The organism is Vibrio rumoiensis (genome assembly GCF_002218045.2).
GTDB lineage: Bacteria > Pseudomonadota > Gammaproteobacteria > Enterobacterales > Vibrionaceae > Vibrio > Vibrio rumoiensis.
In genome coordinates this window covers 2,087,959-2,114,656 of the sequence record NZ_AP018685.1, presented here as the reverse complement: position 1 = coordinate 2,114,656, position 26,698 = coordinate 2,087,959, and the positions used below count along the sequence as shown (strand labels likewise).

The window sequence follows — 26,698 nt, the reverse complement described above, 5'->3', positions numbered from 1 at the left end:
TATGTTTTCGATTCATTCGGCTCTTGGATACGCAGCACCTTTAGATGTTCATAATTTGACGGAAAAGCAAACGTCGATTTCTATTGAAGATCTGAATTTGTTCTACCACAAAAATCAAGCCTTGAAAGACATCACTATGCGGATCCCTAAAGGTCAAGTGACCGCTTTTATTGGGCCTTCTGGTTGTGGTAAATCGACCTTGTTGCGTTGCATTAACCGTATGAATGATTTGGTTGATGGTTGTCGGGTTGAAGGTGGCGTGCATCTCAATGGCAATAATATCTATCATCCTAATGTCGATGTTGCGAGCTTACGTCGGCGGGTAGGAATGGTGTTTCAGCGTCCTAACCCTTTTCCTAAATCGATTTATGAAAATGTGGTTTATGGATTACGTTTACAGGGTATCAAAGACTCTCGTTCTTTAGATGATGCTGTTGAACGTTCATTACGTGCGGCGGCATTATGGAAAGAAGTCAAAGATCGCCTACATGAAAATGCTTTTGGATTATCTGGTGGTCAACAACAACGCTTAGTGATTGCTCGCGCAATAGCGATAGAACCAGAAGTATTATTATTAGATGAACCTACATCAGCGTTGGATCCTATTTCGACGTTGACGATTGAAGAGTTGATCTCTGAATTAAAAAACAAATATACCGTGGTGATTGTGACGCATAATATGCAGCAAGCGGCCAGAGTGAGTGATCACACCGCTTTTGTACATATGGGCCAGCTGGTGGAATATAGCGATACCGATTCAATTTTCACTTCGCCAAAAATGAAGAAAACCGAAGATTATATAACTGGCCGATACGGTTAAGTGACGGATGAATAAGGACTTAAAATAGCATGCAATTTGGTCGTCATATTTCAGGGCAGTTTAATGTTGAACTTGAGTCTATTCGTACTCATGTATTGGCGATGGGCGGTTTAGTTGAAGAGCAGCTTTCTCTCGCATTACACGCGCTGTATAAACACGATTCTCAATTAGCCTCTAAGGTAAAGCGTAATGATGAGAAAGTGAATCAAATGGAAGTGGCGATTGATGAAGCTTGTACTCGCATCATTGCCAAAAGGCAGCCTACCGCGAAAGATTTACGTTTGGTGATGGCGATCATTAAAACCATTTCTGATCTGGAACGCATTGGCGATGTGGCGACTAAGTTGAGTTATGTTGCACAAGAAGCGTTTGCCCCAAAACAAGAAACCTTGATTGTTGCAGTCGAAGCTTTTGGGAGAATGGCGGTGAATATGCTGCACCAAGTGCTCGATGCTTTTGCTCGTATGGATGTTCAGGGCGCGGCTAAAGTGTATCGTATGGATGATAAGTTGGATGCGGAGCACAAAAAAGTCCAAAAGCTGATGATGAACTTTATGATGCAAGACCCCGACTCAATTCCAAAAGTAATGCAGATTGTTGCTTGCGCTCAATCGATAGAAAGAGTTGGCGACCGCTGCCAAAACATTTGTGAATACATTATTTATTTCGTACAAGGTAAAGATGTTCGTCATGATAAAGATTACCTAGACTCTCTAGTTAAAGAATAGGACACTCTTTACCACTAAAATGGCGACCAATTGAGGTCGCCATTTTTATTAGATTGGAATGTTAGTCTGAAATACCAATTTTTTAAATACAAGTGATCGCTTGCTTCACCGCTTCAATGGTTTGTTTACTGGTTACCGGAATGGCAAAGTCGTCGACTGAATCGGCCCCCATTTTTGCTCTATCAGCGTGCAGTTTCATGTGACTAGGTCGAGTGGTTTTTCCTGAAAGGTGAATCTCGAGAATGCCTGTTTGCTTGATTATTTGTGCCGCATTATCCATGTTGACACCGGCGCCCGCCATGATCGAAAATCGCCCTTGAGCTTGTTCAACCATTTCCGCGATAACGTTAACGCCTTGTTCTGCGGTGCTTGCCAGCCCTGACGTTAATATACGCTCACAACCTAGCTCCGCGATATCTTCTAATGCTTGCTTAGGATCTCGGCATTGATCAATAGCTCTATGAAAAGTAACGCCCATACCTGAAGCCGCTTTGATAAGACGCTGACAAATCGCTTTATCAATATCACCTTCTGCGGTAAGTGCGCCAATTACAATACCTTGTAATCCTGCTTGTTTGGCACACAGTACATCTTCTATCATAGACTCAACATCGTGTTCACTATATAGAAAGTCACCTTGTCGGGCTCTTATCATGGCATAAACCGGAACCGTGGAGTGCTGAGCCGCTTTTTTCATAAAACCATAGCTAGGGGTTAAGCCACCTAACGCAAGTGATGAGCATAGTTCAATACGAGTTGCGCCGCCTTCAATGGCAAGGTGTAGGGATTCTAAATTATCAATACAAACTTCTAATTCAATGATCATGATAGGTCTCGGATAACAGGCAATAGGGCATTGTAGAACACATTTGAAATACTGTTGAAGTGTTAATCATAAAAAAGCCCCGCACAATGGCGGGGCTCAATAAAAACGGTTTAGGCTAAATTATTTTTTGCCTAGGTCATCTGAGTGCTCAGATAGGAATGAAGCAACACCTTTTGGAGATGCGTCCATACCAGCTTTACCTTCTTCCCACTGTGCTGGGCAAACTTCACCGTGTTTTTGGTGGAAGTTTAGTGCGTCAACCATACGTAGCATTTCATCAATGTTACGACCTAGAGGAAGATCGTTAACGACTTGGTGACGTACAAGACCGTCTTCGTCGATTAGGAAAGAACCACGGAAAGCAACGCCTGCTTCTGGGTGCTCAACATCGTATGCTTTAACGATTTCGTGTTTAACGTCAGCAACTAGAGGGTATTGAACGTGACCGATACCGCCGTCTGCGATAGCAGTGTTACGCCATGCGTTGTGTGAGAATTGTGAATCGATAGAAACACCGATTACTTCAACGCCTTTCGCTTGGAAGTCTTCGAAACGCTTGTCAAAAGCGATTAGCTCTGATGGGCAAACGAATGTGAAGTCTAGAGGGTAGAAGAAAACAACGGCTTTCTTGCCTTTAGTGAACTCTGCAAAGTTGAATGAATCAACAATTTCACCGTTACCTAGAACTGCTGCTGCTGTGAAATCTGGGGCTTGACGACCTACTAGTACCATTTTATTGCTCCTAAATTTTTCTTTGATATAAAAATCAACACTCAAACTTCTGTGTCTGAGTTTTGTTTCAACAAGACAAACTATAGTACAAGTTGTAGTATGAAAAAAAGCGAAATAAACCGATTAACTTTATCGAAAAAAGCGATTATCTCTAATTTGTGATCACAACATGATTTCCCCACAACTTTATCGAAATTTAATATGACTATACCCGTGATCATTGAAGATGCTTGATTTTATCTTTTAACAGGATCATGCTAACAAACATGAAAATAGAATTATCCAACCAGAAGAAGAAACAGCTCGAACGAATGCATGACTCTGCGCGTGATGGTCGAGTGCGCGACCGCATTAAAGCGGTCTTGCTTGCGTCTGAAGGTTGGTCAAATTCTATGATTTCGCAAGCTTTGCGAATTCATGAAACTACCGTTACTCGTCATATCAATGATTACTTGAAATCTGAAAAACTCACACCAGAAAATGGCGGTTCTCAGAGTAAGCTCAATGCAGCGGAAACAATGGCGCTTATTGAGCACCTCGCTGAGAATACTTACTTTCATACTCATCAAATTGTTGATTACGTTCAGTCTGAATTTCAGGTCACCTATACGGTTGCTGGTATGAACAAATGGCTACATCACAATGGTTTTTCTTACAAACAACCTAAAGGTGTTCCTCATAAGTTTAACCCTGAAGCTCAACACGCTTTCATTGAATATTATCGTGAACTGAAACAACGCGGCGAGCCTATCTTATTTATGGATGCTGTGCATCCAAGCCAAGCGACCAAAATCACTTACGGCTGGATCCGTAAAGGTGAAGATAAAGTGATTGAAACCACGGGTAGCCGTACTCGGTTAAATTACATTGGTGCTTTAAACTTAAATAATATTTCAGCCACGGTTGTTGAAAATTACGACACGGTAAACAGTGAGAATATTGCTCGTTTCCTTTGGAAACTTAAGAAAGAACATTACCCATTAGAACAAAAAGTACACATTGTTTTAGATGGTGCAGGCTATCACCGTAGCCAGTTAGTCAAAGACTTTGCAACCATGCTGAATATTGAGCTTCATTATTTGCCTCCTTACAGCCCCAATTTAAACCCAATTGAGCGACTGTGGAAGGTGATGCATGAACATGCAAGAAACAATGTATATTTCCCCACAAAGGCATCCTTTAAGGGTGCCATCGATACATTTTTTGATGTGACTTTACCTGAAGTTGCAAGTTCACTAATGTCTCGAATTAATGATAACTTTCAAGTATTGAAACCTGCAACTTCAAGTTGATTGGGTATAAATGGCCAAGTTTAAAACAGTTACATTATTTAGTGACGCTTTATGAAACCCGTCACTTTAGTGAGGCAGCCGAACGTTGTTTTGTTAGCCAATCAACACTAAGTAAAGGCATTCAGAATCTTGAAGCGTTAGTTGGGTGCCCACTGTATGAGAAAAAAGATAAAAAAGGGCCATTAGTGTTTACGCTTGCAGGTAAACAAGTGATCAAGCAAGGTCGTGAACTGCTAGCCAAAAGCCAAGATTTATTGGAGCTAGGGTCGTTGTGCCAAGGGAATACGATGCACGGTCAACTACGTGTTGGTTGTATACCGACAATTGCACCATTTTTACTGGGTGATTTAGTGCAAGAGATTAACCTGCGCTTTCCACAATTGACCTTATTACTGCGGGAAGATACCACCAGTAACTTATTAAAAGCGTTACGTAATGGTGATCTAGATGTGTTGATTCTTGCCATGCCTGTTGAGATTGATGGAATGGAATGCCGTATTGTGGGGCAAGATCCGTTTAGGATGATCATTAGCCGTGAACAAGCTGGCGCAATTCGCATTCCTATCCGTTACGATGATTTACCCGATGAATCGGTATTCTTACTGGAAAATGAGCATTGTTTAACTGAACACGCGGTATCGGCATGTAAGTTAACTAAGAAGGAAAAAATTAACCCATTTTCCGCCACCAGTTTGCATACTTTAGTACAAATGGTCGCCAATGGGTTGGGTACCACTTTTATTCCTCAAATGGCGATAGATCATGGTTTAGTTGATAACCAAAACATTGTTGTAATTGAGCCCCCAGGTAAAAGTGCTTACCGTAAAATTGGCTTAATTTGGCGCCCGAGCTCGAATCGTATCGCGACCTTTGAAACATTAGCCGATGTTGTCGAAGGCTTACTTTGATCCAAGCCGTTTCACCGCCTATCCCCAAATGGCTTCAAGATTCAGAATTCAGATCAATCATTCAAACCTTTAGATAAGGAATGTTGGTGAAGGAATAAGCACATTTCAAACCAATCTGATGTGGCATAAAGGTTTGGATTAAGTTCTCCAAGGGCAAGTTAAAACAAGCTTTCTGCGGCGTTAAATTGAACAGAGATAGAATCACTTTAATCCTATTCAATTTGCCTTACTTAAAGCTTGTTTTATTCTTGTTGAAACTCGCATCTTGAACTCACTTGGGTATATACTAGCGCCTGATTTATAGACCGCTAATATCCAAATTGAATAATTGTTTAGCCTTAAAAAAGTGACCCTTCATGCAAGTATCTGATTTTGACTTCGAACTTCCTGATGAGCTGATAGCTCGTTACCCTCAACCACAGCGTACCGCAAGCCGACTATTACAGTTAGATGGCAGTAGTGGTGAGTTACATGATGGGAAATTTACGGATGTACTGGATTTAGTTCAACCGGGCGATTTAGTCGTTTTTAATAACACCCGAGTGATCCCGGCGCGCGTTTTCGGTCGTAAGGAATCTGGCGGTAAAATTGAAGTGTTAGTTGAGCGAGTTTTAGATGAGCATTCTATTCTTGCTCATGTACGAGCTTCTAAATCACCAAAACCAGGCAATGTACTCTTTTTAGGCGATAATGATGAATATCAAGCCAAGATGGTCGCACGTCATGACGCCTTATTTGAAATTCATTTTGATAATGAAAAAGGGGTATTTGATATTCTGAATGAAATTGGCCACATGCCTCTTCCTCCTTACATTGATCGTCCTGATGAAGATGCCGATAAAGAGCGCTATCAAACTGTCTACAACCAGAAACCAGGGGCGGTTGCTGCGCCAACTGCGGGGTTGCATTTTGATAATGAACTTTTAGATAGAATTAAAGCCAAAGGTGTCGAGTTTGCTTACGTGACTCTCCATGTTGGGGCCGGGACTTTTCAACCAGTTCGTGTTGATAACATTAATGACCATCACATGCACTCTGAATATGTCGAAGTACCACAAGAAGTGGTGGATGCGATTGCCGCTACCAAAGCACGTGGCGGTAGAATTGTTGCGGTGGGTACTACATCGGTTCGTTCACTTGAAAGTGCGGCTCAAGATGCTAAACAAAAGGGCACTGATCTCGTTCCATTTTTTGGTGATACTGAAATCTTTATCTACCCAGGTTATCAATATCAATTAGTGGATGTATTGATCACCAATTTCCATTTACCAGAATCGACACTCATCATGTTGGTGAGTGCTTTTGCTGGTTATGAGCATGTGATGAACGCTTATCAACATGCAGTAAATAAAGAATATCGCTTCTTCAGTTATGGTGATGCGATGTTTGTTACTAAGCGTAATTCGTGATTTCGAATTTCGTTACTCAATAAACAAGACTCACTTTATCGAGACTTGGTTTTCGTTGGACTGTTTATCCGACATTTTGGAGGCTTCGTGAAATACGAACTAATTAAAAAAGACGGCGTTGCTCGCCGGGGACGTTTAACCTTTAAGCGTGGGTCTGTTGAAACGCCTGCATTCATGCCTGTAGGCACTTACGGTACCGTAAAGGGGATGACACCAGAAGAAGTGAAAGAGACTGGCGCAGAAATTTTGCTTGGTAATACTTTCCACTTATGGCTTCGTCCTGGTCAAGAAGTCATGAAATTGCACGGTGACTTGCATGATTTTATGAACTGGCAAGGCCCTATTTTAACTGACTCAGGCGGTTTTCAAGTTTTTAGCTTAGGTAAAATGCGTAAGATCACCGAAGAAGGTGTGCACTTTCGTAATCCTGTGAATGGCGATCGAATTTTTATGGACGCTGAAAAGTCGATGGAAATTCAAAAAGATCTCGGGTCTGACATCGTGATGATTTTTGACGAATGTACCCCATACCCAGCGACACATGAAGAAGCAAGAAAATCGATGGAAATGTCGTTGCGTTGGGCTCAACGTAGCCGTGATCATTTCGGTAAGTTAGAAAACCCAAATGCGTTATTCGGTATTGTTCAAGGTGGTGTATACGGTGATTTACGTGATGTTTCGGTTAAAGGGCTAACTGAAATTGGCTTTGATGGTTATGCTGTCGGCGGATTAGCGGTTGGTGAGCCTAAAGAAGACATGCACCATATGTTAGAACATACCTGCCCACAACTACCGGAAGACAAACCTCGTTACTTAATGGGGGTTGGCAAACCGGAAGATTTAGTTGAAGGTGTACGTCGTGGGATTGATATGTTCGACTGTGTAATGCCAACTCGAAATGCGCGTAACGGGCATCTGTTTGTCACAGGTGGCGTAGTTAAGATTCGTAATGCGTCACATAAAACCGATACATCAGCTTTAGATCCACATTGTGATTGTTACACTTGTAAGAATTACTCGAAATCATACTTACATCATCTTGATCGTTGTAATGAGATTTTAGGTGCGCGTTTAAACACCATCCATAATCTTCGTTATTATCAACGTTTAATGGCAAGTATTCGCTTAGCCATTGATGAAGATCGTTTCGATGAATTCGTGCAAGAGTTTTATGCACGTCGTGATCGAGAAGTACCACCACTACAAAAAGAACTACGAATGAGTGATTCATCACAATAACATCGTATTTTTAATGGGTTAAGCTGCTCTTTGCCTTGAAAAAAGTAGAGAGCACCCCAATTTATAATCAAATTATCAAAATCAGAAAAAAGGAAATGTTTTAATGAGCTTATTTATTTCAGAAGCACACGCTGCAAGTTCAGGCCCTGCTGGCGGTGGCATGGAAATGTTCATCATGCTTGGTATGTTTGCGGTTATTTTTTACTTCATGATTTATCGCCCTCAAGCGAAACGAGTAAAAGAGCACAAAAATTTAATGGCAGCCATGTCAAAAGGTGATGAAGTGTTAACGGGCGGTGGTCTTGTAGGTAAAATCGTTAAAATTTCAGACGATAATGACTACATCCTATTAGCTTTAAATGAAAATAATGAAGTAACAATCAAAAAAGATTTCGTTACGGCTGTGTTACCTAAAGGTACGCTTAAATCTCTTTAATTATAGTTAGTTAGCTATAAAAGCTAAAGGATATCCGCTGTGCTAAACCGTTACCCGTTGTGGAAGTATCTGATGGTGGCTACAGTCATCTTAATCAGTGCACTTTATGCCCTTCCAAATATTTACGGTGAAGATCCTGCGGTACAAGTCACTGGGGCGCGAGGCGCCTCAGTTGACATGTCTACACTGGATTCTATAAATACCGTATTAAAAGAAAAAGATCTTGAAACCAAATCTGTTGCATTAGAAAACGGTTCAGTTCTCATTCGTTTTAAAGATACTGATACTCAAATCAGTGCTCGCGACTTAATTAACCAATCGATTGGTAAAGATTACATCGTTGCGTTAAACCTTGCTCCTGCGACACCGAGTTGGCTTGACTCTATCGGTGCTACACCTATGAAGCTTGGCCTTGATTTGCGTGGTGGTGTTCACTTCTTAATGGAAGTGGATATGGATGCTGCGATGGAAAAATTAATTGGTCAACAAGAAGAATCTTTCCGTAGTGATCTTCGTGATGAGCGTATTCGCTACCGTGCTATTCGTCCTTCTGGTAAAGAAGCGGTTGAAGTTGTTTTACGTAATGAAGAACAGCTTGAACAAGCTAAAACGATTCTTTCAGATAAGCACCGCGATATGGTGTTTACAGAAGGCAAAAACAATACGTTAGTTGCTAAGTTTAACGAAGCACGCTTACTTGAAATTCGTAATTATGCTGTTGAGCAGAACATTACTATTTTACGTAACCGTGTTAATGAATTAGGGGTTGCTGAGCCACTTGTTCAACGCCAAGGTGCTAGCCGCATTGTAGTTGAATTACCTGGTGTTCAAGATACCGCTCGTGCAAAAGAAATTCTTGGTGCGACCGCAACACTTGAATTCCGTGAAGTCGATGATAAAGCCGATTTGGCAGCAGCGGCAGCAGGGCGTGTACCACCGGGTAGCGAAGTTAAGTTTGATAAAGATGGCCGCCCAGCCGTGCTTAAAAAGCGCGTGATCCTTGGTGGTTCAAGCATTACTGATGCAAGCTCTAGTACGGATGAATATGGTCGCCCTCAAGTCAATATTTCTCTTGATAGTGAAGGCGGCAATAAAATGGCTGATTTCTCTAGAAAAAACATTGGTAAATTAATGGCGACCGTCTTTACCGAATACAAAGACAGCGGCAAACGTAATGAGAAAGGAAATGTGGTTCTGGCTAAACACGAAGAAGTGATTAACCAAGCAACCATTCAATCAGCGTTAGGCCGTAGTTTCCGTATTACTGGTATTGATTCAGCGGCAGAAGCACACAACTTGGCACTGTTGCTACGTGCAGGTGCTTTGATTGCGCCGATTTCAATTGTAGAAGAGCGCACCATTGGTCCATCAATGGGGCAACAAAACATTGATAAAGGTATTCAAGCTTGTATTTGGGGTATGGTAGCGGTAATGCTATTTACTCTGATTTATTACCGTCGTTTTGGTTTGATTGCCAATATGGCATTAATGGCCAACCTAGTATTGATTATTGGTGTGATGTCGTTGATTCCAGGGGCGACGATGACCTTGCCGGGTATTGCCGGTATCGTATTAACGGTCGGTATGGCGGTGGATGCTAACGTACTTATCTTTGAGCGGATACGTGAAGAGTTGAAAGAAGGACGTAGTCCTCAACAAGCGATTCACCAAGGTTATGCCAATGCCTTCAGTACCATTGCAGATGCAAACATTACCACGCTTATCACGGCAATTATTCTATTTGCTGTGGGTACAGGTGCGATTAAAGGCTTTGCCGTTACTCTGTCTATCGGTATTTTAACGTCTATGTTTACGGCTATTATCGGCACACGCTGTGTGGTTAACCTGATGTATGGCGGTAAGCGTAATATCAAGAAATTGTCGATCTAAGGAAGAGTCATGTTTCAAATATTGAAAGCTAACAAAGCGATCGACTTTATGCGTTGGTCTAAGTTTGCCTTTGTGTTCTCTGGCTTAATGATCGCTGCATCTTTGTTTACTATTTCAACCAAATGGTTTAACTGGGGACTCGATTTTACCGGTGGTACTTTAATTGAGGTCTCATTTGAGCACCCGGCAAACTTACCTGTATTGCGTGAAGCTCTTGCTAAAGATGGCTTTGCCGATGCTACAGTACAAAATTTTGGTTCTGCTCGTGACGTGATGGTACGTATGCGCCCACGCGAAGATGCAAAAGGTGAAGTGATTGGTAACCAAGTACTTGAGTCATTAAAGCAAGGTACGGGTGATCAGGTTACACTTAAACGTATTGAGTTCGTTGGACCTAACGTTGGCGATGAGTTAGCCGAAGCGGGTGGTTTAGCGATTCTTATCTCGCTTCTTTGTATCTTAATGTATGTATCGATACGTTTTGAGTGGCGCTTGTCTGCTGGTGCGGTACTTGCACTAGCACACGATGTGACCATTACACTCGGTATATTCTCACTGCTACAAATTGAAATTGATTTAACTATCGTCGCAGCATTGTTGACGGTAGTGGGTTATTCACTCAATGATACTATCGTAGTATTTGACCGTATTCGTGAAAACTTCCGTAAAATGCGTAATGGTCTACCTGGCGATATCATGAACCATTCAATCACACAAACATTGAGCCGTACTTTGATTACTTCGGGTACGACTTTGTTTGTAGTTATTGCTTTGTTCACTCAAGGTGGTGCAAATATCCACGGTTTTGCATTAGCATTATTGCTTGGTATTACCGTAGGTACTTACTCGTCAATTTACGTGGCTTCAGCCTTAGCATTGAAACTAGGCTTAACCCGTGAGCACTTGATGCCAACACAAGTTGAGAAAGAAGGTGCAGACCAAGAGTCTATGATTCCTTAATCTGGTACCCGATCAAAAAAAGGCTTTGAGTTTTTGACTCAAAGCCTTTTTTATTAGCTCGAGAAACGAGAAACGAGAAACGAGAAACGAGAAACGAGAAACGAGAAACGAGAAACGAGAAACGAGAAACGAGAAACGAGAAACGAGAAACGCAGATACAAAAACGCCCGCTGAGACTCAACGGGCGTTTTTTATTCGATGAAAGGCTGAATTACTTCAACATACCTTCGTTAGCATGTTCACGAACGTGTTTTAAAATGCTCTTCACACCACGTGCACTTGAAGCCACTAAGTTTCCAGAAGTAAGGTAGTTTGTGTTTCCAGAGAAGTCAGTCAAGATAGCACCAGCTTCACGAGCAATAAGCTCACCTGCAGCAATATCCCAAGGTTTCAAACCAAGTTCAAAGAAACCATCAACACGGCCTGATGCTAAGTAGCATAAATCAAGCGCTGCAGAGCCTGTACGACGGAAATCAGAACATTCAGTGAATAGACCGCCCACGATTTTTACGAAGCTTTCAGCGTGTTGCTTTTGTTTAAATGGGAAACCAGTCGCAAGAATGGCACCATTTAAATCTTTAATTGGGTTAATACGTAGACGAGCATTGTTTAATTGTGCGCCAGAACCACGTTGAGCGGTAAATAGCTCATTACGAATTGGATCGTAAACACAAGCAACTTCTGTTTTACCGCGCATACGCACAGCAATTGAAACTGAAAAGTGAGGGAAACCTTTTACAAAGTTATTCGTGCCATCCAGTGGGTCAATGATCCATTGAACATCAGTATCTTTACCTTGAATAGAACCACCTTCTTCACCAACGATGCAGTGATCAGGGTAAGACTTCTTAATGGTATCGATAATCAGTTGTTCTGCTTCTCTGTCGACATTTGTGACAAAGTCGTTCTGACCTTTTTGAGTAGATTCAATCTTGTCAGTATTTTCTAATGATTTTGCAATATGGTTGCCAGCCATTCGTGCAGCACGAATAGCGATATTTAGCATAGGATGCATATAATTTTCCCAACGGATGTTAAAGAACGAAAAAGCGGCGTGCAGTATACCAGAGTTTATTTAAATAGAAAGCGTCTATTTTTTGTTCAGTCGTAATGAGTCTCTATTAAGGTGGCATTTATTTAACTAGGAGTATGATATTATGAACGCAATTTTTCACTATGACGAAGACTGCAATGCTAGACAATGTAAAAGTAATTTTAGTTGGTACCTCACATTCTGGGAATATAGGTTCAGCGGCGAGAGCGATGAAGGTGATGGGGCTAACTGAGTTAGTTTTAGTTTCACCGCAATGTCGAGTTGATGAGCAAACTCTTTCTTTGGCCTCAGGTGCCGGAGATGTGGCCGAAAACGCACTCATTGTAGAAACTTTAGATGAAGCGGTTTCGGACTGTGCATTAGTTGTAGGCTCAAGTGCGCGTTCTCGTACACTTGAATGGCCAATGCTTGAGCCTCGAGAGTGTGGTGAAAAATTTATTCAAGAAGCGGAAAAAGGCAAAGTCGCTTTAGTGTTTGGTCGTGAAAGAACCGGGCTAACGAACGAAGAGCTGCAAAAGTGTCATTATCACGTCTGCATTCCTGCAAACCCTGAATATAGCTCGCTTAATCTAGCGATGGCGGTACAAACGTTAAGTTATGAAATCCGAATGGCTTGGTTGAACAAACAGGCCGGTCAATATCCAGAGCCTGTCGAAGAAGAATACCCAAGGCACAAAGAATTAGAATTATTTTATCAACACCTTGAAAATACCATCTTGAAGACCCAGTTTATCTCTAAAGATAAACCGAATTTAGTGATGAATAAATTACGCCGCTTATTTAGCCGCGCTCGTCCTGAAGTTCAAGAGTTAAACATGTTAAGAGGTATTCTAACCTCTATCGAAAAATCAATTCCTGATGAAAAATAAGTGGTTATGAATACTTGACTAAATTGGTCAAATAAATACTTGACCAATTTACTATGGTATGGAATCATAGTCTCCACAAACTTACTGTGGGTACGGGCAATATGAGACTTACATCAAAAGGAAGATATGCGGTAACGGCAATGTTGGATGTGGCTTTACATTCAAATCAAGGACCTGTGCCGCTAGCAGATATTTCGGAACGCCAAGGGATTTCATTATCTTACTTGGAACAACTTTTCTCTCGATTACGTAAAGCTGGTTTGGTGGCGAGCGTACGTGGCCCAGGTGGTGGTTACCGTCTAGGTATTGAAGCGAACGAAATTGCAGTTGGTACTGTAATTGCGGCTGTCGATGAATCAGTTGATGCAACAAAATGTCAAGGTAAAGGCGATTGTCAAGGTGGCGTACGCTGCTTAACGCATACTTTATGGCATGATTTGAGTGCTCGCATCAGTGAGTTCTTGGATGGAATTACGCTTGGAGAACTGATGATTAACAGTGAAGTTCTTGATATTTCCGAGCGCCAAAATATTGAACTAATAGTGAATAACAGCTTTGGTAATAACAATTACGCTTCAGATAAGAATGATAAAGCGGACACTGTTGGTATGAATGCTCGCTCTTAAAGCTGAGCAACAAGTTTTCACATTGGAGTAAAGAATGAAACTGCCTATTTATTTTGACTATTCAGCGACATGTCCTGTTGATCAGCGTGTAGCTGAAAAAATGGTTCAATTTATGACGATGGATGGCACCTTTGGTAATCCAGCTTCTCGCTCTCACCGATTTGGCTGGCAGGCAGAGGAAGCGGTTGATCATGCTCGTGAGCAAATTGCAGACATCTTAAATGCTGACCCACGTGAAATTGTATTTACATCTGGTGCAACAGAATCAGATAACCTTGCCATTAAAGGTGCAGCCCACTTTTATGGTAAGCAAGGTAAGCATATCATCACCTGTAAAACCGAACATAAAGCGGTGCTTGACCCATGTCGCCAATTAGAGCGCGAAGGGTATGAAGTCACTTATCTTGAGCCAGAAAGTAACGGTTTAATTGATTTAGAAAAATTTAAAGCGGCGTTACGCGAAGATACCGTTTTAGTATCTATTATGCATGTCAACAATGAGATCGGTGTTATTCAAGATATCGCCGCGATTGGTGAGCTATGCCGTGCTAACAAAACCATCTTTCATGTAGATGCAGCACAATCAGCAGGTAAATTACCTATTGATACTCAAGCATTAAAAGTTGATTTGATTTCTTTGTCGGCACATAAAATTTATGGCCCTAAAGGTATCGGTGCTCTTTATGTTCGCCGTAAACCGCGTATTCGTTTAGAAGCTCAAATGCACGGTGGTGGTCATGAACGTGGTTTCCGCTCTGGTACTTTAGCAACTCACCAAATCGTTGGTATGGGTGAAGCGTTTGCCGTTGCCAAACAAGACATGCAAAAAGATTACGATCATGCACTAGCATTGCGTAATCGCTTATTGGACGGCATCAAAGATATGGAAGCGGTCACCATTAATGGCGATCTTGACCAGCGCCTACCAAATAACTTGAATGTAAGCTTTGCATTTGTTGAAGGTGAGTCATTATTAATGGCATTAAAAGATCTTGCAGTATCTTCGGGTTCTGCTTGTACCTCTGCTAGCCTTGAGCCTTCATATGTACTACGTGCATTAGGGCTAGATGATGAATTAGCTCACAGCTCAGTTCGTTTTTCTTTTGGTCGTTTTACCACTGAAGAAGAAATTGACTATGCCGTTAAACAAATTCGAGTAGCAGTAGACAAACTCCGTGATATGTCACCACTATGGGACATGTACAAAGAAGGGATTGATTTGAACACCGTTGAGTGGGCACATCACTAATCTCAAGGAAGTAGAGGATTCGAGGTAAACATTATGGCGTATAGCGAAAAAGTAATTGAACATTATGAGAACCCACGTAACGTTGGTTCTTTTGATAAAGAAGATCCTTCTATCGGTAGTGGTATGGTTGGTGCTCCTGCTTGTGGTGACGTAATGAAACTACAAATTAAAGTATCGCCAGAAGGCATTATCGAAGATGCGAAATTTAAAACTTACGGCTGTGGTTCAGCCATTGCTTCAAGCTCACTCGTAACGGAATGGGTAAAAGGCAAAAGTTTAGACGAAGCGGCTTCAATTAAAAACTCTGAAATCGCAGAAGAATTGGCGTTACCACCGGTAAAAGTTCACTGTTCAATTCTTGCAGAGGATGCAATTAAAGCAGCAGTGTCTGATTATAAAAAGAAACACCAGCAATAATATTAAAATTGGGGGAAGGAGAAGCCTTCTCCCATTTTACTTAGGCATCTTTTTTATTTTTAACCCCATTTATTGATATACACAAGGTTGCAGTATGGCCATCACCATGACAGACGCGGCAGCAAATCGCGTAAGAACATTCTTGGAAAACCGAGGCAAGGGCATAGGTCTTCGTTTAGGTGTAAGGACGACTGGGTGTTCTGGTATGGCATATGTTCTGGAGTTCGTTGACCAACTCAATGAAGAAGATCAAACCTTTGAGCATGATGGGGTGAAAGTTATTATTGATCCTAAAAGCTTGGTTTACCTAGATGGAACGGAACTCGATTTCGTCAAAGAAGGGCTAAATGAAGGCTTTCAATTTAATAACCCTAATGTGAAAGGTGAATGTGGCTGTGGTGAAAGCTTCAACGTATAATCCTTTATGTTAGGAACGATGGCACTCTAATTAGGGTGCCATTGCCATTTTAAGACGTCGGTGACGAATCATGACGATGACGTTATTGGCTCGTATTATTAGGCTGAGTTATTACTATGAATCATTTTGAGTTATTTGGCTTACCTAACCAGTTTGAGTTGGATAATAATTCCTTGTCTGAAACGTTTCGTGACCTTCAACGTCGTTTTCATCCTGATAAGTTTGCTTCCGCTTCTGAGCGTGATCGTTTGATGTCAGTGCAAAAAGCTGCTGAAATAAACGATGCCTACCAAACGTTAAAATCCCCTATTTTACGAGCAGAATATATTCTTGCTCTCCAAGGTGTGGATATTCGTGCAGAACAGCAAACAATGAGTGATCCTATGTTCTTGATGGAACAGATGGAGCTGCGAGAAGAAATTGAAACCATTGCACAATCGAATGAGCCAGAAAACGCTCTAATTGATTTCGATAGCAAAGTGCAAAAGATGTATCAACAGCAGTTAACACAATTAAAATCTCAACTTGAGAATCATCAGTGGGATACTGCTGCGGATAGCGTTAGAAAACTCAAGTTTGTGAATAAATTAAGATATGAAATTGAGCAACTTGAAGATAAGTTGCTTGGTTAACGTTTCTAGAACGAGCTCTCAAGCTAATATCGATAAGACTATATAGAAAGGATAGTTCCGAATATGCTACTTCAAATTGCAGAACCCGGTCAAAGTGCCGCACCACATGAGCATAAATTCGCCGTAGGGATTGATTTAGGTACTACGAACTCTCTTGTTGCCGCAGTAAGAAGTGGCACATGTACACCTCTGGTTGATGAAAATCAAAAAGCGATTCTGCCTTCTATCGTTCACTACTCTTCTGACGGTATCTTAGTTGGTGAGCAAGCAAAACAACGGGCTCAACAAGATCCTCATAATACGATTAGCTCAGTAAAACGCTTAATTGGTCGTTCACTTGATGATGTTAAAACTCGTTATGCCGATCTCCCTTATCAATTTCAAGCGAGCGATAATGGTTTACCACTTATTCAAGTCCCGACAGGGCTAGTTAACCCCATTCAGGTATCAAGCGAAATCCTTAAAAGTTTGGCACAACGTGCAGAAAGTACGCTTGGGTATGAACTTGAGGGGGTAGTGATCACCGTACCTGCTTATTTCGATGATGCTCAGCGAGCAGGTACCAAAGATGCGGCGGAACTTGCAGGTCTTAAGGTACTTCGTTTATTGAATGAACCAACCGCTGCTGCAATCGCTTATGGTTTAGATTCTGGCCAAGAAGGTGTAATTGCCGTTTATGATCTCGGTGGTGGTACGTTTGATATTTCATTGCTTCGCCTATCAAAAGGTGTCTTTGAAGTGTTGGCGACCGGTGGTGATTCTGCATTAGGTGGCGATGATTTTGATGATCTTTTATTGGATTATTTTAAGCAGCAAGTAGGCAAGCTTGATAAATTAAGTGCCGAGCAGCACCGAGTTTTATTAGATGCGGCAACTCAAGCCAAAATTGGTTTATCCGATAATCAACAAGTCGGCGTTGAAGTGCTTGGTCAAACTATCACATTAACTCGTGAGCAATTTAATGACCTTATTCAGCCATTAATTAAAAAAACACTAATGTCCTGCCGCCGAGCACTAAAAGATGCTGAAGTGAGCGCTGACGATGTGAGTGAAGTGGTTATGGTCGGTGGTTCAACGCGCACCCCATTAGTACGCACTATGGTCGGAGAGTTTTTTGGTCGAACACCGCTAACTAGCATTAACCCAGATGAAGTCGTGGCAATTGGTGCTGGTATTCAAGCGGATATCTTAGTCGGCAATAAACCTGATTCCGACATGTTGTTATTGGATGTAATCCCACTTTCTCTTGGTATTGAAACCATGGGGGGATTAGTTGAAAAAATCATCCCACGTAATACCACGATTCCAGTCGCTCGTGCTCAAGAATTCACCACCTTTAAAGATGGTCAAACTGCCATGCTGGTTCATGTCGCTCAAGGTGAACGTGAAATGATTGATGATTGTCGTTCATTGGCACGCTTTACTCTAAATGGTATTCCACCAATGAAGGCGGGTGCTGCGCATATTCGAGTGACTTATCAAGTCGATGCTGATGGGCTACTTTCTGTTACCGCAATGGAGAAAAGCACAGGTGTACAAGCCGATATTCAGGTTAAACCTTCTTATGGCTTAAGTGATACTGAAATTGCCGACATGCTGAGATCGTCAATGACGCATGCTAAAGAAGATATGCAAGCTCGAGCTCTAGCAGAGCAGAAGGTTGAAGCAGACCGAGTGATTGAAGGGTTGCTGGTCGCATTACAAGAAAATGGTGAAGAGCTACTAAGTAAAGAAGAATACTTAGCGCTAGAAGATTCAGTAAGAACCTTGATCGAATTACGTAATGGCGAAGATGCTGATGCGATTGAGCAAGGAATTAAAGACACAGACAAAGCAAGCCAAGAGTTTGCATCGCGTCGAATGGATGTATCAATTCGTGCGGCTCTAGCTGGACAATCAGTCGACAATATCTAATGGAAATAGACTAAGTTGATTTCTTAGTCTGTTGCATAAACAATATATTATGAGTAAAGCGTACTTGTAATGACTCTGTTGAAGTAGGATGGATTATGCCTAAAATTATAGTATTACCTCACGAAGATTTATGCCCTGAAGGTGCGGTATTAGAAGCACAAACAGGCGAGTCAGTATTAGATGTAGCATTGAAAAATGGCATTGGTATTGAGCATGCTTGTGAGAAATCGTGTGCGTGTACAACTTGTCATATCGTGATTCGTGAAGGCTTTGATTCATTAGAAGAAAGTGAAGAATTAGAAGATGATATGTTAGATAAAGCGTGGGGGTTAGAGCCAGAGTCTCGCTTAGGCTGCCAGGCGAAAGTGGCAGATCAAGATCTCGTGGTTGAAATCCCTCGCTATACCATCAATTTAGCATCGGAAAATCATTAATCACATCTAACCAATAAGCAAGGAGTCGCGCATGGGATTAAAATGGACGGATTCTCAAGAGATAGCCATTGAATTGGCTGATAAATTTCCCGATCTTGATCCGCAAACTGTACGTTTTACAGATATGCACCAGTGGATTACAGAGCTTGATGATTTTGATGATGAACCGAATCGTTCAAATGAAAAAATCTTAGAAGCAATTTTGCTTTGCTGGCTTGATGAAATTTAAGTTTAAATAAAGTCGATTGCTCATTTGTTTCATCATAATCAATGGTTAGACTTTTGTAGCACAACAAAGCCTCTTCGGGGGCTTTTTGCTTATCTGAGCGACGTAACGTCAAACAAGGCTAAAAGCTATTATAAATGCAGGTGAGAGTCACAAGTTGCTATGGTTATCATGGTACTTGTGATGATAGTCATTATGATATAGCTTAGCTTTGCATTAAGGTTTTATAGACGTGGCTCTTATAAAGCTCTGCTTTGTATTTTATCACCCGCTACCTTTTCAAATAATGACAGCCTATTTGTCTTCAGGATAAGTTTGATATACCTGACATCTAGGTAAGGAGTAAAAATGTCAACACAACTATCCGTTACAATTTCTCGCGAAACGGCTCCATCTCAATGGGGTGAAAATGCGCTGCTTTCTTTTTCTGCTGATGGTGCGATTGTGCACATTCCTTCAACGACTGCAATTGACTCAGTTCAACGTGCCGCGCGTAAATTGGATTCTCAAGGGATTAAACAGGTTGAATTAATTGGCTCAGATTGGGAATTAGAAAGTATTTGGGCTTTTGTACAGGGTTTTCGTTCTTCCAAGAAAGGTAATATTGTTACCTGGCCAGAGCTCGATCAAGAATCACAACTTGAACTTGAAGCTCGCGTAAAAGTGACGGACTGGGTTCGTGACATTATTAATAAAAGTGCCGAAGAAGTTGCGCCACGTCAATTAGCAAGTATGGCGGGAGAGTTTATTAAGTCTATCGCTCCAGAAGGGGCAGTTAGCTACAAAATAGTAAAAGACAAAGATCTACTGACCGAAGGTTGGGAAGGTATTTATGCTGTAGGTCGAGGCTCTGAGCGTACGTCTGCAATGTTACAACTTGACTTTAATCCAACCGGTGATGATGACGCGCCAGTTTATGCTTGTCTAGTTGGTAAAGGCATTACTTTCGATTCTGGTGGTTACAGCATTAAACCATCGGGGTTCATGGATTCTATGAAAGCAGATATGGGCGGCTCAAGCACCATTACAGGCGGATTAGCACTTGCGATCGCTCGTGGCTTGAACAAACGCGTTAAGTTAATCTTATGCTGTGCAGAAAATATGATTTCTGGCCGTGCTTTGAAGTTAGGCGATATTATTACTTATAAAAACGGTAAGACAGTCGAAGTCATGAATACCGATGCGGAAGGTCGTTTGGTGCTTGCTGATGGCTTAATGTATGCCTGCGAACAAAAGCCAAAACTTATTATTGATTGCGCAACCTTAACCGGTGCGGCAAAAAATGCGTTAGGTAATGATTATCATGCTCTGCTGAGTTTTGATAATAAGCTAGCTCAAAAAGCGTTGAAGAGCGCAGAACTAGAATCTGAAGGTTTGTGGCAACTGCCTCTGGCTGATTTCCACCGTAACATGCTGCCATCGAATTTTGCCGATATGTCGAATATTTCTTCTGGTGCTTATAGCCCGGGAGCAAGTACTGCCGCAGCCTTTTTATCTTACTTTGTCGATGATTATAAAAAAGGCTGGTTACACTTTGATTGTTCAGGTACTTATCGTAAAACCTCGAGCGATAAATGGTCTGCTGGTGCAACCGGTATGGGGGTTAGAACCTTAGCGAGAATTTTGATCGATCAAGCAAAATAATACACAACATGAAATTTAAGGGGGGAGTAATAGCTTCCCTCTCAGAAAATGATAAAAATAAGACCTAAGGATTTAATATGGCTTTAGAAAGAACATTCTCAATCATCAAGCCCGATGCGGTTGAGCGAAACCTTATTGGTGCGATCTATCAACGGATGGAAAAAGCAGGGTTGTCGATCATTGCTGCTAAAATGGTGCATTTGACCGAAGCGCAAGCCAGTGGATTTTATGCTGAGCATGAAGGCAAGCCATTTTTTGAGCCGTTAAAAGAGTTTATGACTTCCGGTCCTATTATGGTTCAAGTGCTTGAAGGTGAAAATGCGATAGCTCGCTATCGTGAATTGATGGGAAAAACAAACCCTGAAGAAGCTGCTTGCGGTACATTGCGCGCTGATTATGCTATTAGCATGCGTTTGAACTCAGTACATGGTTCAGATAGCCCAGAGTCGGCAGCACGCGAAATAGAATTCTTTTTTCCTGAATCAGAAATCTGCTCACGTAAATAAGAGAATTACATGAGTGAATAAAAACTCCACTATAATAAAGAGGCTATTGTGCCTCTTTTTTTATACATGAATTTTATGTCATGTTACTGAACAAACCTTGTTGTGAATGTATAAACCCTGTACAATTCGCGCCCTTATTTATCGTTCCATTAGTGAGAAAACCATGACCATGACAAAAGTAAATCTGCTGGATTTTGACCGTAAAGGTTTACGCCAGTTTTTTACCGAAGAACTGAATGAGAAGGCATTCCGTGCCGATCAGATCATGAAATGGATCTACCATTTTGGTTGTGATGATTTCTCACAAATGAGCAATATCAATAAAGCATTAAAAGCGAAGCTAGAAGCTCGCTGTGAAATTCGAGCGCCTTATGTATCAGAAGCTCAGCATTCTACTGATGGCACGATTAAATGGGCGATGCGTGTAGGTGATCAAGATGTTGAAACGGTTTATATCCCGGATGGCGATCGTGCGACCTTATGTGTGTCATCTCAAGTCGGTTGTGCGTTGGCTTGTACTTTTTGTTCAACCGCTCAGCAAGGTTTTAACCGTAACCTTAAAGTGTCTGAAATTGTCGGGCAAATTTGGCGTGCTTCACGTGAAATTGGTCTTGAAAAAGAAACCGGTCGCCGTCCTATCACCAATGTCGTGATGATGGGAATGGGTGAACCATTGCTTAATATGAAAAACCTAATGCCTTCATTAGAGATCATGCTTGATGATCTCGGTTTTGGTTTATCTAAGCGTCGTGTAACCGTCTCTACTTCTGGTGTCGTCTCTGGTCTTGACCAAATGACAGGCAATATCGATGTTGCTCTCGCGATCTCATTGCATGCGCCTAATGATGAGCTTCGTAGTCAAATTATGCCAATCAATGATCGTTGGGATATTCAAGACTTTCTTGAATCTGTTCGTCGTTATATTGCGACCTCAAATGCTAATCGCGGTAAAGTAACGGTGGAGTATGTTTTACTCGATCACGTTAATGATGATATGGAACATGCTAGGCAGCTCGCAGAGTTGTTAAAAGATACCCCTGCAAAAATTAATTTGATTCCATTTAACCCTTATCCTGGGTCACCATACAACAAACCGAGTAATTCTCGCATTGACCGTTTCATGAAAACGTTAATGCAATACGATTATACGGTTACGGTACGTAAAACTCGTGGTGATGATATTGATGCGGCATGTGGACAGCTTGTCGGAGATGTGATTGATCGAACAAAACGTACAAAGCAAAAGCAGCAAGGGGAACCAATCCCAGTAAAAGCCGTCTGATAATATAGATGGCATTGGTTCCTATACCTGAATAGGCGGTATCCAATGTTCTCTATAAAAAAGTTAGTTTTTACTTTAGTAGTTAGTTTCTTAGTTGGTTGTGTTACAGTGTCTGACAAGCCAAATACTGCTAAGTTTGATAATATCAAAGCGTCGGAAGCAAGAATCTCATTAGGATTGGGGTACTTGGAAGAAGGCAATATGGTGAAAGCCAGAGAAAATCTTGAGATGGCGGTTAAATATGCGCCATCTTATTATCGTGCTTTAAACTCGGTTGCTTATTATTATCAGAGAGTTGGTGAATACGAATTAGCCGAAGAGGCTTATGAAGATGCATTGGATAGTTCTCCTAAAAATGGGGATGTATTAAATAACTACGGTGCATTTTTATGCCGACAAGGCGACTATGACAAAGCGGATGAATTTTTTAACCGCGCAATAGAGCAACCTTATTATTACTTAGTCGCAGCCAGTTATGAAAATGCGGGTTTATGCGCACTAAAAAGTGGCAATAAGGATAAAGCAAGAAATTATTTTTCTCGCGCTCTTGATCATGATCCCAGCAGGTCTCAGTCTTTATTACAATTGGCTGAGTTGGAAATCGAAAAGGACGAGTTTTCCAATGCAAGGGGTCGATTATTAAAGTTTAATAAGAGATATGGGTACCGTCCAGTTAGCTTAGGTTTATTAATAAAACTAGAAAATAAAGCCAATAACCCTGAGCTAGTGTCTAAATATGGCAACATACTTAAGACTAAATACCCAGACTCTGTCCAATATCAGAAGTACAGGCAGAATGAGTACTGAAAATAAAGAATTAGAGCCAAAAGTAGACAGTCACAATAACCTTCCTGGTGAAATATTACGCCAGCGTAGAGAAGAACTAGGCTTAAGCCAGAAAGACATTTCTGAGCGCCTACGTTTAAAAGTTTCAGTGATTGAAAATATCGAAAGTAACCATTTTGATAGCCATCATGTAGCCACATTTATCCGTGGCTATTTTCGATCTTATGCCAAGGCTGTTGGAATTAAAGAGAAAGATATACTTGCCGCTCTGGAGCAATCTGGGCGAGGGCAGCACAAAGAGCAGCCTATGCATAGTTTTTCTCAAAAAACCAAGAAACAGCAGCATGATAACCATATTATGCGTCTGACTTGGGGGATTCTTATCGTTATTTTGGGGATCTCGTCAGTATGGTGGTGGCAAAATCATCAACTTGATACCTTGAGCCCGTCATCTCTTTCCTCACAGCAAGAACAAAGTACGATCAGCGGCTCTGATGAATTAGCCGATGAGACTTCGTCACTTGATACTAATGAAACTGTAATGGAATCATCAGAGCAAGAATCTAACGATGGTGCTGTAAGTCAACCACAAGAGACCGAGCAAGCAGCAACTGATGAGCAAGTTTTTCCAGCGGATAATACTGTTGACTCAACAACAGAAACCGTAAAACCAACTAAAACAGAAAGCCAAGAAATCGCTCAAATTACTGAAGTTCAAAAGAACAATAATGTTTTAGCTATGCAATTTAAAGATGATTGTTGGATCCAAGTAAAAGATAGCTCTGGTTCAGTATTAGCCACTGGACTGAAAAAAGCAGGTGAATCTTTAACCTTAACCGGTAAAGCACCATACTCTATTATTTTAGGCGCTCCGGAAGGAGTTTCTATCTCACTAGCTGACGAACCTGTTGACCTTTCTAGGTATACTCCAGGTAAAGTCGCTCGATTGACATTACCGTAGAATTATTATGCAGCACGAATCTCCTATCAAACGTCGTAAGTCGACTCGTATTTATGTTGGTAACGTCCCAATTGGTGACGGTGCCCCGATCGCCGTTCAGTCCATGACGAATACTCGCACTACCGATGTAGACGCGACAGTAGCGCAAATCCGATCGCTTGAGAAAGTTGGCGCCGATATTGTTCGCGTATCAGTGCCGACAATGGACGCCGCTGAAGCTTTTAAGTTGATTAAACAACAAGTGAATGTTCCTTTAGTGGCGGACATTCATTTTGATTATCGTATTGCATTAAAAGTTGCAGAGTATGGCGTTGATTGTTTGCGTATTAACCCAGGCAATATTGGTAACGAAGAGCGTATTCGCGCAGTTGTTGATTGTGCTCGAGACAAGAATATTCCTATTCGAATCGGTGTTAATGGTGGTTCGTTAGAGAAAGAAATTCAGTTGAAATATGGTGAACCGACTGCGGAAGCATTGGTTGAATCGGCAATGCGCCATGTGGATATTCTTGACCGTTTGAATTTCGATCAATTCAAAGTTAGTGTAAAAGCTTCTGATGTATTTTTAGCCGTAGAGTCGTACCGATTACTGGCTAAAAAAATCGACCAGCCTCTTCACCTTGGTATTACGGAAGCGGGTGGTGCGCGTGCTGGGTCGGTTAAATCTGCTGTCGGTTTAGGCATGCTACTTGCTGAAGGGATTGGTGATACTTTGCGTATTTCGTTAGCCGCCAATCCAGTAGAAGAAATTAAAGTCGGCTTTGATATTTTGAAGTCGTTGCGTATTCGTTCTCGAGGTATTAATTTTATCGCTTGTCCGACTTGTTCTCGTCAAGAGTTTGATGTGATCGGAACAGTGAATGCGTTAGAAGAACGTTTAGAAGATATTATCACGCCGATGGATGTTTCTATTATTGGCTGTGTGGTGAATGGCCCTGGTGAGGCGGAAGTTTCACATATGGGAATCGCGGGCGGTAATAAGAAAAGCGCGTTTTATGAAGACGGTAAACGTCAGAAAGAGCGCTTTGATAATGATAATGTTATCGACCAACTTGAAGCGAAAATTCGCGCCAAAGCATCTATGTTAGATAGCAACAACCGTATTGATATCAACCACATTGATAAATAATCATATCCACGAACATTGAACGGTATAGACTGTGAGTAAAACAATTCAAGCAATTCGAGGCATGAACGACTGCCTTCCGACACAATCTCCACTTTGGCATAAAGTTGAAGACGCGGTTAAGCGTGTTGTTAGCTCTTATGGATACAGTGAGATCCGTATGCCAATCGTTGAAATGACGAATTTATTCAAGCGTGCGATTGGTGAAGTGACTGATGTAGTTGAAAAGGAAATGTATACCTTTGAAGACCGCAACGGTGATAGCTTGACCTTACGCCCTGAGGGGACGGCGGGCTGCGTACGTGCTGGAATTGAAAATGGTTTGATTTATAACCAAGAACAACGCCTATGGTATGTAGGACCAATGTTCCGTCACGAGCGTCCACAAAAAGGTCGCTATCGTCAATTCCATCAAGTAGGCGTTGAAGTCTTTGGTCTTCAAGGTCCAGATGTTGATGCTGAACTTATTATGATGACCGCACGTCTATGGCGTGAACTGGGTATTGATAAACATGTACGTTTAGAGTTGAACTCAATCGGTTCACTTGAGGCGCGTCAAAACTACCGTGCAGTGCTGATCGAGTTTTTAGAACAGCACATGGACGTACTAGATGAAGATGCAAAACGCCGTATGTATACCAACCCTTTACGAGTGCTGGATACTAAAAACCCTGAAATACAAGCAATCTTAGTCGATGCGCCTCAATTAGCTGACTACCTTGATGAGGATTCTAAAGCTCACTTTGCTGGCCTTTGTGAATTACTTGATGCAGCGGGTATTGAATACCAAGTGAATCAACGTTTAGTTCGTGGTTTAGATTACTACAATAAAACCGTTTTTGAGTGGATCACCGAAAGTTTAGGCTCACAAGGTACGGTTTGTGGTGGTGGCCGTTATGATGGCCTCGTTGAACAACTTGGCGGTAAGCCCGCTCCTGCCGTAGGTTTTGCTATGGGGCTGGAACGCTTGGTTCTTATGCTAGAAACCTTAGAGCTTAATGATACACGTAAAGTGGTTGATGTTTATTTAGTGACGGCTGGTGAAGGAACGTTGATTAACGGTATGAAACTTGCCGAGCAATTGCGCGAATCGGTACCGGGTCTTCGTCTTATGACTCACTTTGGTGGTGGTAACTTTAAGAAGCAATTTAAACGTGCGGATAAAGTCGGGGCGACTATCGCGCTAGTTTTAGGTGAAAATGAAGTCGCTGATCAGACTATTGTCTTAAAAGATCTGGCTGGTGGTGAGCAACATACATTACCGCAATCGGATATCGCTGCTCATCTAGCAAGCATTATTTAATTTATATTAAG

At 41.6% G+C, this 26,698-nt stretch carries 28 protein-coding genes; 25 read left to right on the top strand and 3 right to left on the bottom strand.

Annotated elements, in window-relative coordinates; translation table 11 throughout:
* The first annotated feature begins 1 nt into the window (after position 1).
* Both pstB and phoU read left to right on the top strand, forming a co-directional pair.
* Positions 2-820, top strand: a complete 819-nt coding sequence (gene pstB, locus VRUMOI_RS09715) for a phosphate ABC transporter ATP-binding protein PstB (RefSeq protein ID WP_089139895.1) — start codon at positions 2-4, stop codon at positions 818-820.
* A gap of 29 nt (positions 821-849) precedes the next feature.
* Positions 850-1,548, top strand: a complete 699-nt coding sequence (gene phoU / locus VRUMOI_RS09710) for a phosphate signaling complex protein PhoU (protein ID WP_089139896.1) — start codon at positions 850-852, stop codon at positions 1,546-1,548.
* 82 nt (positions 1,549-1,630) lie between these two features.
* Here the strand turns inward: phoU and VRUMOI_RS09705 are convergent, their stop codons facing one another.
* Positions 1,631-2,374, bottom strand: a complete 744-nt coding sequence (locus VRUMOI_RS09705; protein WP_089139897.1) for a copper homeostasis protein CutC — start codon at positions 2,372-2,374, stop codon at positions 1,631-1,633.
* Positions 2,375-2,494: 120 nt separating this feature from the next.
* On the bottom strand, positions 2,495-3,106 hold the full coding sequence (locus VRUMOI_RS09700) for a peroxiredoxin C (RefSeq protein WP_089139898.1): 612 nt from the start codon (positions 3,104-3,106) through the stop codon (positions 2,495-2,497).
* A gap of 266 nt (positions 3,107-3,372) precedes the next feature.
* Here VRUMOI_RS09700 and VRUMOI_RS09695 point away from each other — a divergent pair, with 266 nt between their 5' ends.
* The 7 genes from VRUMOI_RS09695 (at position 3,373) to secF (ending at position 11,240) form a co-directional block, all read left to right on the top strand.
* The gene (locus VRUMOI_RS09695; RefSeq protein ID WP_110410610.1) at positions 3,373-4,398 is read left to right on the top strand and encodes an IS630 family transposase; all 1,026 of its coding nucleotides are present in this window, start codon (positions 3,373-3,375) and stop codon (positions 4,396-4,398) included.
* Positions 4,398-5,306 carry a hydrogen peroxide-inducible genes activator gene (locus VRUMOI_RS09690; RefSeq protein WP_089139466.1) on the top strand — a complete coding sequence of 303 codons (909 nt, stop codon included), beginning with the start codon at positions 4,398-4,400 and terminating at the stop codon, positions 5,304-5,306. Before VRUMOI_RS09695 ends, VRUMOI_RS09690 begins: the two co-directional genes overlap by 1 nt.
* Before the next feature lie 356 nt (positions 5,307-5,662).
* Positions 5,663-6,715, top strand: coding sequence for a tRNA preQ1(34) S-adenosylmethionine ribosyltransferase-isomerase QueA (gene queA, locus VRUMOI_RS09685; RefSeq protein WP_089139435.1), 1,053 nt, complete (start codon positions 5,663-5,665; stop codon positions 6,713-6,715).
* Positions 6,716-6,802: 87 nt separating this feature from the next.
* Positions 6,803-7,954, top strand: a complete 1,152-nt coding sequence (tgt, locus tag VRUMOI_RS09680; protein WP_089139436.1) for a tRNA guanosine(34) transglycosylase Tgt — start codon at positions 6,803-6,805, stop codon at positions 7,952-7,954.
* 103 nt (positions 7,955-8,057) lie between these two features.
* A complete protein-coding gene (yajC, locus tag VRUMOI_RS09675) occupies positions 8,058-8,390 on the top strand; it encodes a preprotein translocase subunit YajC (protein WP_089139437.1) in 333 nt (110 codons plus the stop codon).
* A gap of 39 nt (positions 8,391-8,429) precedes the next feature.
* Positions 8,430-10,280 (top strand): protein translocase subunit SecD, encoded by a 1,851-nt coding sequence (gene secD / locus VRUMOI_RS09670; RefSeq protein WP_089139438.1) that lies wholly within the window; start codon positions 8,430-8,432, stop codon positions 10,278-10,280.
* Between the two features lie 9 nt (positions 10,281-10,289).
* Positions 10,290-11,240 (top strand): protein translocase subunit SecF, encoded by a 951-nt coding sequence (secF, locus tag VRUMOI_RS09665; RefSeq protein WP_089139439.1) that lies wholly within the window; start codon positions 10,290-10,292, stop codon positions 11,238-11,240.
* 211 nt (positions 11,241-11,451) lie between these two features.
* Here the strand turns inward: secF and suhB are convergent, their stop codons facing one another.
* Positions 11,452-12,255 (bottom strand): inositol-1-monophosphatase, encoded by an 804-nt coding sequence (gene suhB, locus VRUMOI_RS09660; RefSeq protein ID WP_089139440.1) that lies wholly within the window; start codon positions 12,253-12,255, stop codon positions 11,452-11,454.
* A gap of 176 nt (positions 12,256-12,431) precedes the next feature.
* On the opposite strand from suhB, the gene trmJ reads away from it, so the two are divergent.
* From trmJ to hisS, 16 genes are all read left to right on the top strand, one after another.
* A complete protein-coding gene (gene trmJ, locus VRUMOI_RS09655) occupies positions 12,432-13,163 on the top strand; it encodes a tRNA (cytosine(32)/uridine(32)-2'-O)-methyltransferase TrmJ (protein ID WP_089139467.1) in 732 nt (243 codons plus the stop codon).
* Between the two features lie 101 nt (positions 13,164-13,264).
* On the top strand, positions 13,265-13,789 hold the full coding sequence (gene iscR / locus VRUMOI_RS09650) for a Fe-S cluster assembly transcriptional regulator IscR (protein WP_089139468.1): 525 nt from the start codon (positions 13,265-13,267) through the stop codon (positions 13,787-13,789).
* 34 nt (positions 13,790-13,823) lie between these two features.
* Complete coding sequence (locus VRUMOI_RS09645; protein WP_089139441.1) at positions 13,824-15,038, top strand: IscS subfamily cysteine desulfurase; 1,215 nt, start codon at positions 13,824-13,826, stop codon at positions 15,036-15,038.
* A 33-nt stretch (positions 15,039-15,071) separates the two neighbouring features.
* Positions 15,072-15,455, top strand: coding sequence for a Fe-S cluster assembly scaffold IscU (gene iscU / locus VRUMOI_RS09640; protein WP_017024463.1), 384 nt, complete (start codon positions 15,072-15,074; stop codon positions 15,453-15,455).
* A gap of 94 nt (positions 15,456-15,549) precedes the next feature.
* Positions 15,550-15,873, top strand: coding sequence for an iron-sulfur cluster assembly protein IscA (gene iscA / locus VRUMOI_RS09635; RefSeq protein ID WP_089139442.1), 324 nt, complete (start codon positions 15,550-15,552; stop codon positions 15,871-15,873).
* Positions 15,874-15,989: 116 nt separating this feature from the next.
* A complete protein-coding gene (gene hscB / locus VRUMOI_RS09630; protein ID WP_089139443.1) occupies positions 15,990-16,505 on the top strand; it encodes a co-chaperone HscB in 516 nt (171 codons plus the stop codon).
* A 63-nt stretch (positions 16,506-16,568) separates the two neighbouring features.
* Positions 16,569-18,419 (top strand): Fe-S protein assembly chaperone HscA, encoded by a 1,851-nt coding sequence (gene hscA, locus VRUMOI_RS09625; protein WP_089139444.1) that lies wholly within the window; start codon positions 16,569-16,571, stop codon positions 18,417-18,419.
* A 95-nt stretch (positions 18,420-18,514) separates the two neighbouring features.
* Complete coding sequence (gene fdx / locus VRUMOI_RS09620; protein ID WP_089139445.1) at positions 18,515-18,853, top strand: ISC system 2Fe-2S type ferredoxin; 339 nt, start codon at positions 18,515-18,517, stop codon at positions 18,851-18,853.
* A 31-nt stretch (positions 18,854-18,884) separates the two neighbouring features.
* A complete protein-coding gene (gene iscX / locus VRUMOI_RS09615) occupies positions 18,885-19,082 on the top strand; it encodes a Fe-S cluster assembly protein IscX (protein WP_089139446.1) in 198 nt (65 codons plus the stop codon).
* 345 nt (positions 19,083-19,427) lie between these two features.
* On the top strand, positions 19,428-20,723 hold the full coding sequence (gene pepB / locus VRUMOI_RS09610; RefSeq protein WP_089139447.1) for an aminopeptidase PepB: 1,296 nt from the start codon (positions 19,428-19,430) through the stop codon (positions 20,721-20,723).
* A gap of 77 nt (positions 20,724-20,800) precedes the next feature.
* The gene (gene ndk / locus VRUMOI_RS09605) at positions 20,801-21,229 is read left to right on the top strand and encodes a nucleoside-diphosphate kinase (RefSeq protein ID WP_089139448.1); all 429 of its coding nucleotides are present in this window, start codon (positions 20,801-20,803) and stop codon (positions 21,227-21,229) included.
* Positions 21,230-21,392: 163 nt separating this feature from the next.
* Complete coding sequence (locus VRUMOI_RS09600) at positions 21,393-22,511, top strand: bifunctional tRNA (adenosine(37)-C2)-methyltransferase TrmG/ribosomal RNA large subunit methyltransferase RlmN (RefSeq protein ID WP_089139449.1); 1,119 nt, start codon at positions 21,393-21,395, stop codon at positions 22,509-22,511.
* 45 nt (positions 22,512-22,556) lie between these two features.
* Positions 22,557-23,318 (top strand): type IV pilus biogenesis/stability protein PilW, encoded by a 762-nt coding sequence (gene pilW, locus VRUMOI_RS09595; protein ID WP_089139450.1) that lies wholly within the window; start codon positions 22,557-22,559, stop codon positions 23,316-23,318.
* Positions 23,308-24,258, top strand: a complete 951-nt coding sequence (rodZ, locus tag VRUMOI_RS09590; protein ID WP_089139451.1) for a cytoskeleton protein RodZ — start codon at positions 23,308-23,310, stop codon at positions 24,256-24,258. The genes pilW and rodZ overlap by 11 nt, the downstream gene beginning before the upstream one ends.
* Before the next feature lie 7 nt (positions 24,259-24,265).
* Positions 24,266-25,387, top strand: coding sequence for a flavodoxin-dependent (E)-4-hydroxy-3-methylbut-2-enyl-diphosphate synthase (gene ispG, locus VRUMOI_RS09585; RefSeq protein ID WP_089139452.1), 1,122 nt, complete (start codon positions 24,266-24,268; stop codon positions 25,385-25,387).
* Positions 25,388-25,418: 31 nt separating this feature from the next.
* Positions 25,419-26,687, top strand: a complete 1,269-nt coding sequence (gene hisS, locus VRUMOI_RS09580) for a histidine--tRNA ligase (RefSeq protein WP_089139453.1) — start codon at positions 25,419-25,421, stop codon at positions 26,685-26,687.
* Positions 26,688-26,698: the final 11 nt, after the last annotated feature.

Coding starts and splice junctions, on each gene's coding strand:
- pepB (WP_089139447.1), top strand. CDS start 19,428: ATGTCAACACAACTATCCGTTACAATTTCTCGCGAAACGGCTCCATCT.
- VRUMOI_RS09600 (WP_089139449.1), top strand. CDS start 21,393: ATGACCATGACAAAAGTAAATCTGCTGGATTTTGACCGTAAAGGTTTA.
- hscA (WP_089139444.1), top strand. CDS start 16,569: ATGCTACTTCAAATTGCAGAACCCGGTCAAAGTGCCGCACCACATGAG.
- fdx (WP_089139445.1), top strand. CDS start 18,515: ATGCCTAAAATTATAGTATTACCTCACGAAGATTTATGCCCTGAAGGT.
- ndk (WP_089139448.1), top strand. CDS start 20,801: ATGGCTTTAGAAAGAACATTCTCAATCATCAAGCCCGATGCGGTTGAG.
- iscX (WP_089139446.1), top strand. CDS start 18,885: ATGGGATTAAAATGGACGGATTCTCAAGAGATAGCCATTGAATTGGCT.
- queA (WP_089139435.1), top strand. CDS start 5,663: ATGCAAGTATCTGATTTTGACTTCGAACTTCCTGATGAGCTGATAGCT.
- pstB (WP_089139895.1), top strand. CDS start 2: ATGTTTTCGATTCATTCGGCTCTTGGATACGCAGCACCTTTAGATGTT.
- rodZ (WP_089139451.1), top strand. CDS start 23,308: ATGAGTACTGAAAATAAAGAATTAGAGCCAAAAGTAGACAGTCACAAT.
- iscA (WP_089139442.1), top strand. CDS start 15,550: ATGGCCATCACCATGACAGACGCGGCAGCAAATCGCGTAAGAACATTC.
- hscB (WP_089139443.1), top strand. CDS start 15,990: ATGAATCATTTTGAGTTATTTGGCTTACCTAACCAGTTTGAGTTGGAT.
- secF (WP_089139439.1), top strand. CDS start 10,290: ATGTTTCAAATATTGAAAGCTAACAAAGCGATCGACTTTATGCGTTGG.
- iscR (WP_089139468.1), top strand. CDS start 13,265: ATGAGACTTACATCAAAAGGAAGATATGCGGTAACGGCAATGTTGGAT.
- yajC (WP_089139437.1), top strand. CDS start 8,058: ATGAGCTTATTTATTTCAGAAGCACACGCTGCAAGTTCAGGCCCTGCT.
- trmJ (WP_089139467.1), top strand. CDS start 12,432: ATGCTAGACAATGTAAAAGTAATTTTAGTTGGTACCTCACATTCTGGG.
- suhB (WP_089139440.1), bottom strand. CDS start 12,255: ATGCATCCTATGCTAAATATCGCTATTCGTGCTGCACGAATGGCTGGC.
- VRUMOI_RS09705 (WP_089139897.1), bottom strand. CDS start 2,374: ATGATCATTGAATTAGAAGTTTGTATTGATAATTTAGAATCCCTACAC.
- iscU (WP_017024463.1), top strand. CDS start 15,072: ATGGCGTATAGCGAAAAAGTAATTGAACATTATGAGAACCCACGTAAC.
- VRUMOI_RS09695 (WP_110410610.1), top strand. CDS start 3,373: ATGAAAATAGAATTATCCAACCAGAAGAAGAAACAGCTCGAACGAATG.
- ispG (WP_089139452.1), top strand. CDS start 24,266: ATGCAGCACGAATCTCCTATCAAACGTCGTAAGTCGACTCGTATTTAT.
- phoU (WP_089139896.1), top strand. CDS start 850: ATGCAATTTGGTCGTCATATTTCAGGGCAGTTTAATGTTGAACTTGAG.
- VRUMOI_RS09645 (WP_089139441.1), top strand. CDS start 13,824: ATGAAACTGCCTATTTATTTTGACTATTCAGCGACATGTCCTGTTGAT.
- VRUMOI_RS09700 (WP_089139898.1), bottom strand. CDS start 3,106: ATGGTACTAGTAGGTCGTCAAGCCCCAGATTTCACAGCAGCAGCAGTT.
- pilW (WP_089139450.1), top strand. CDS start 22,557: ATGTTCTCTATAAAAAAGTTAGTTTTTACTTTAGTAGTTAGTTTCTTA.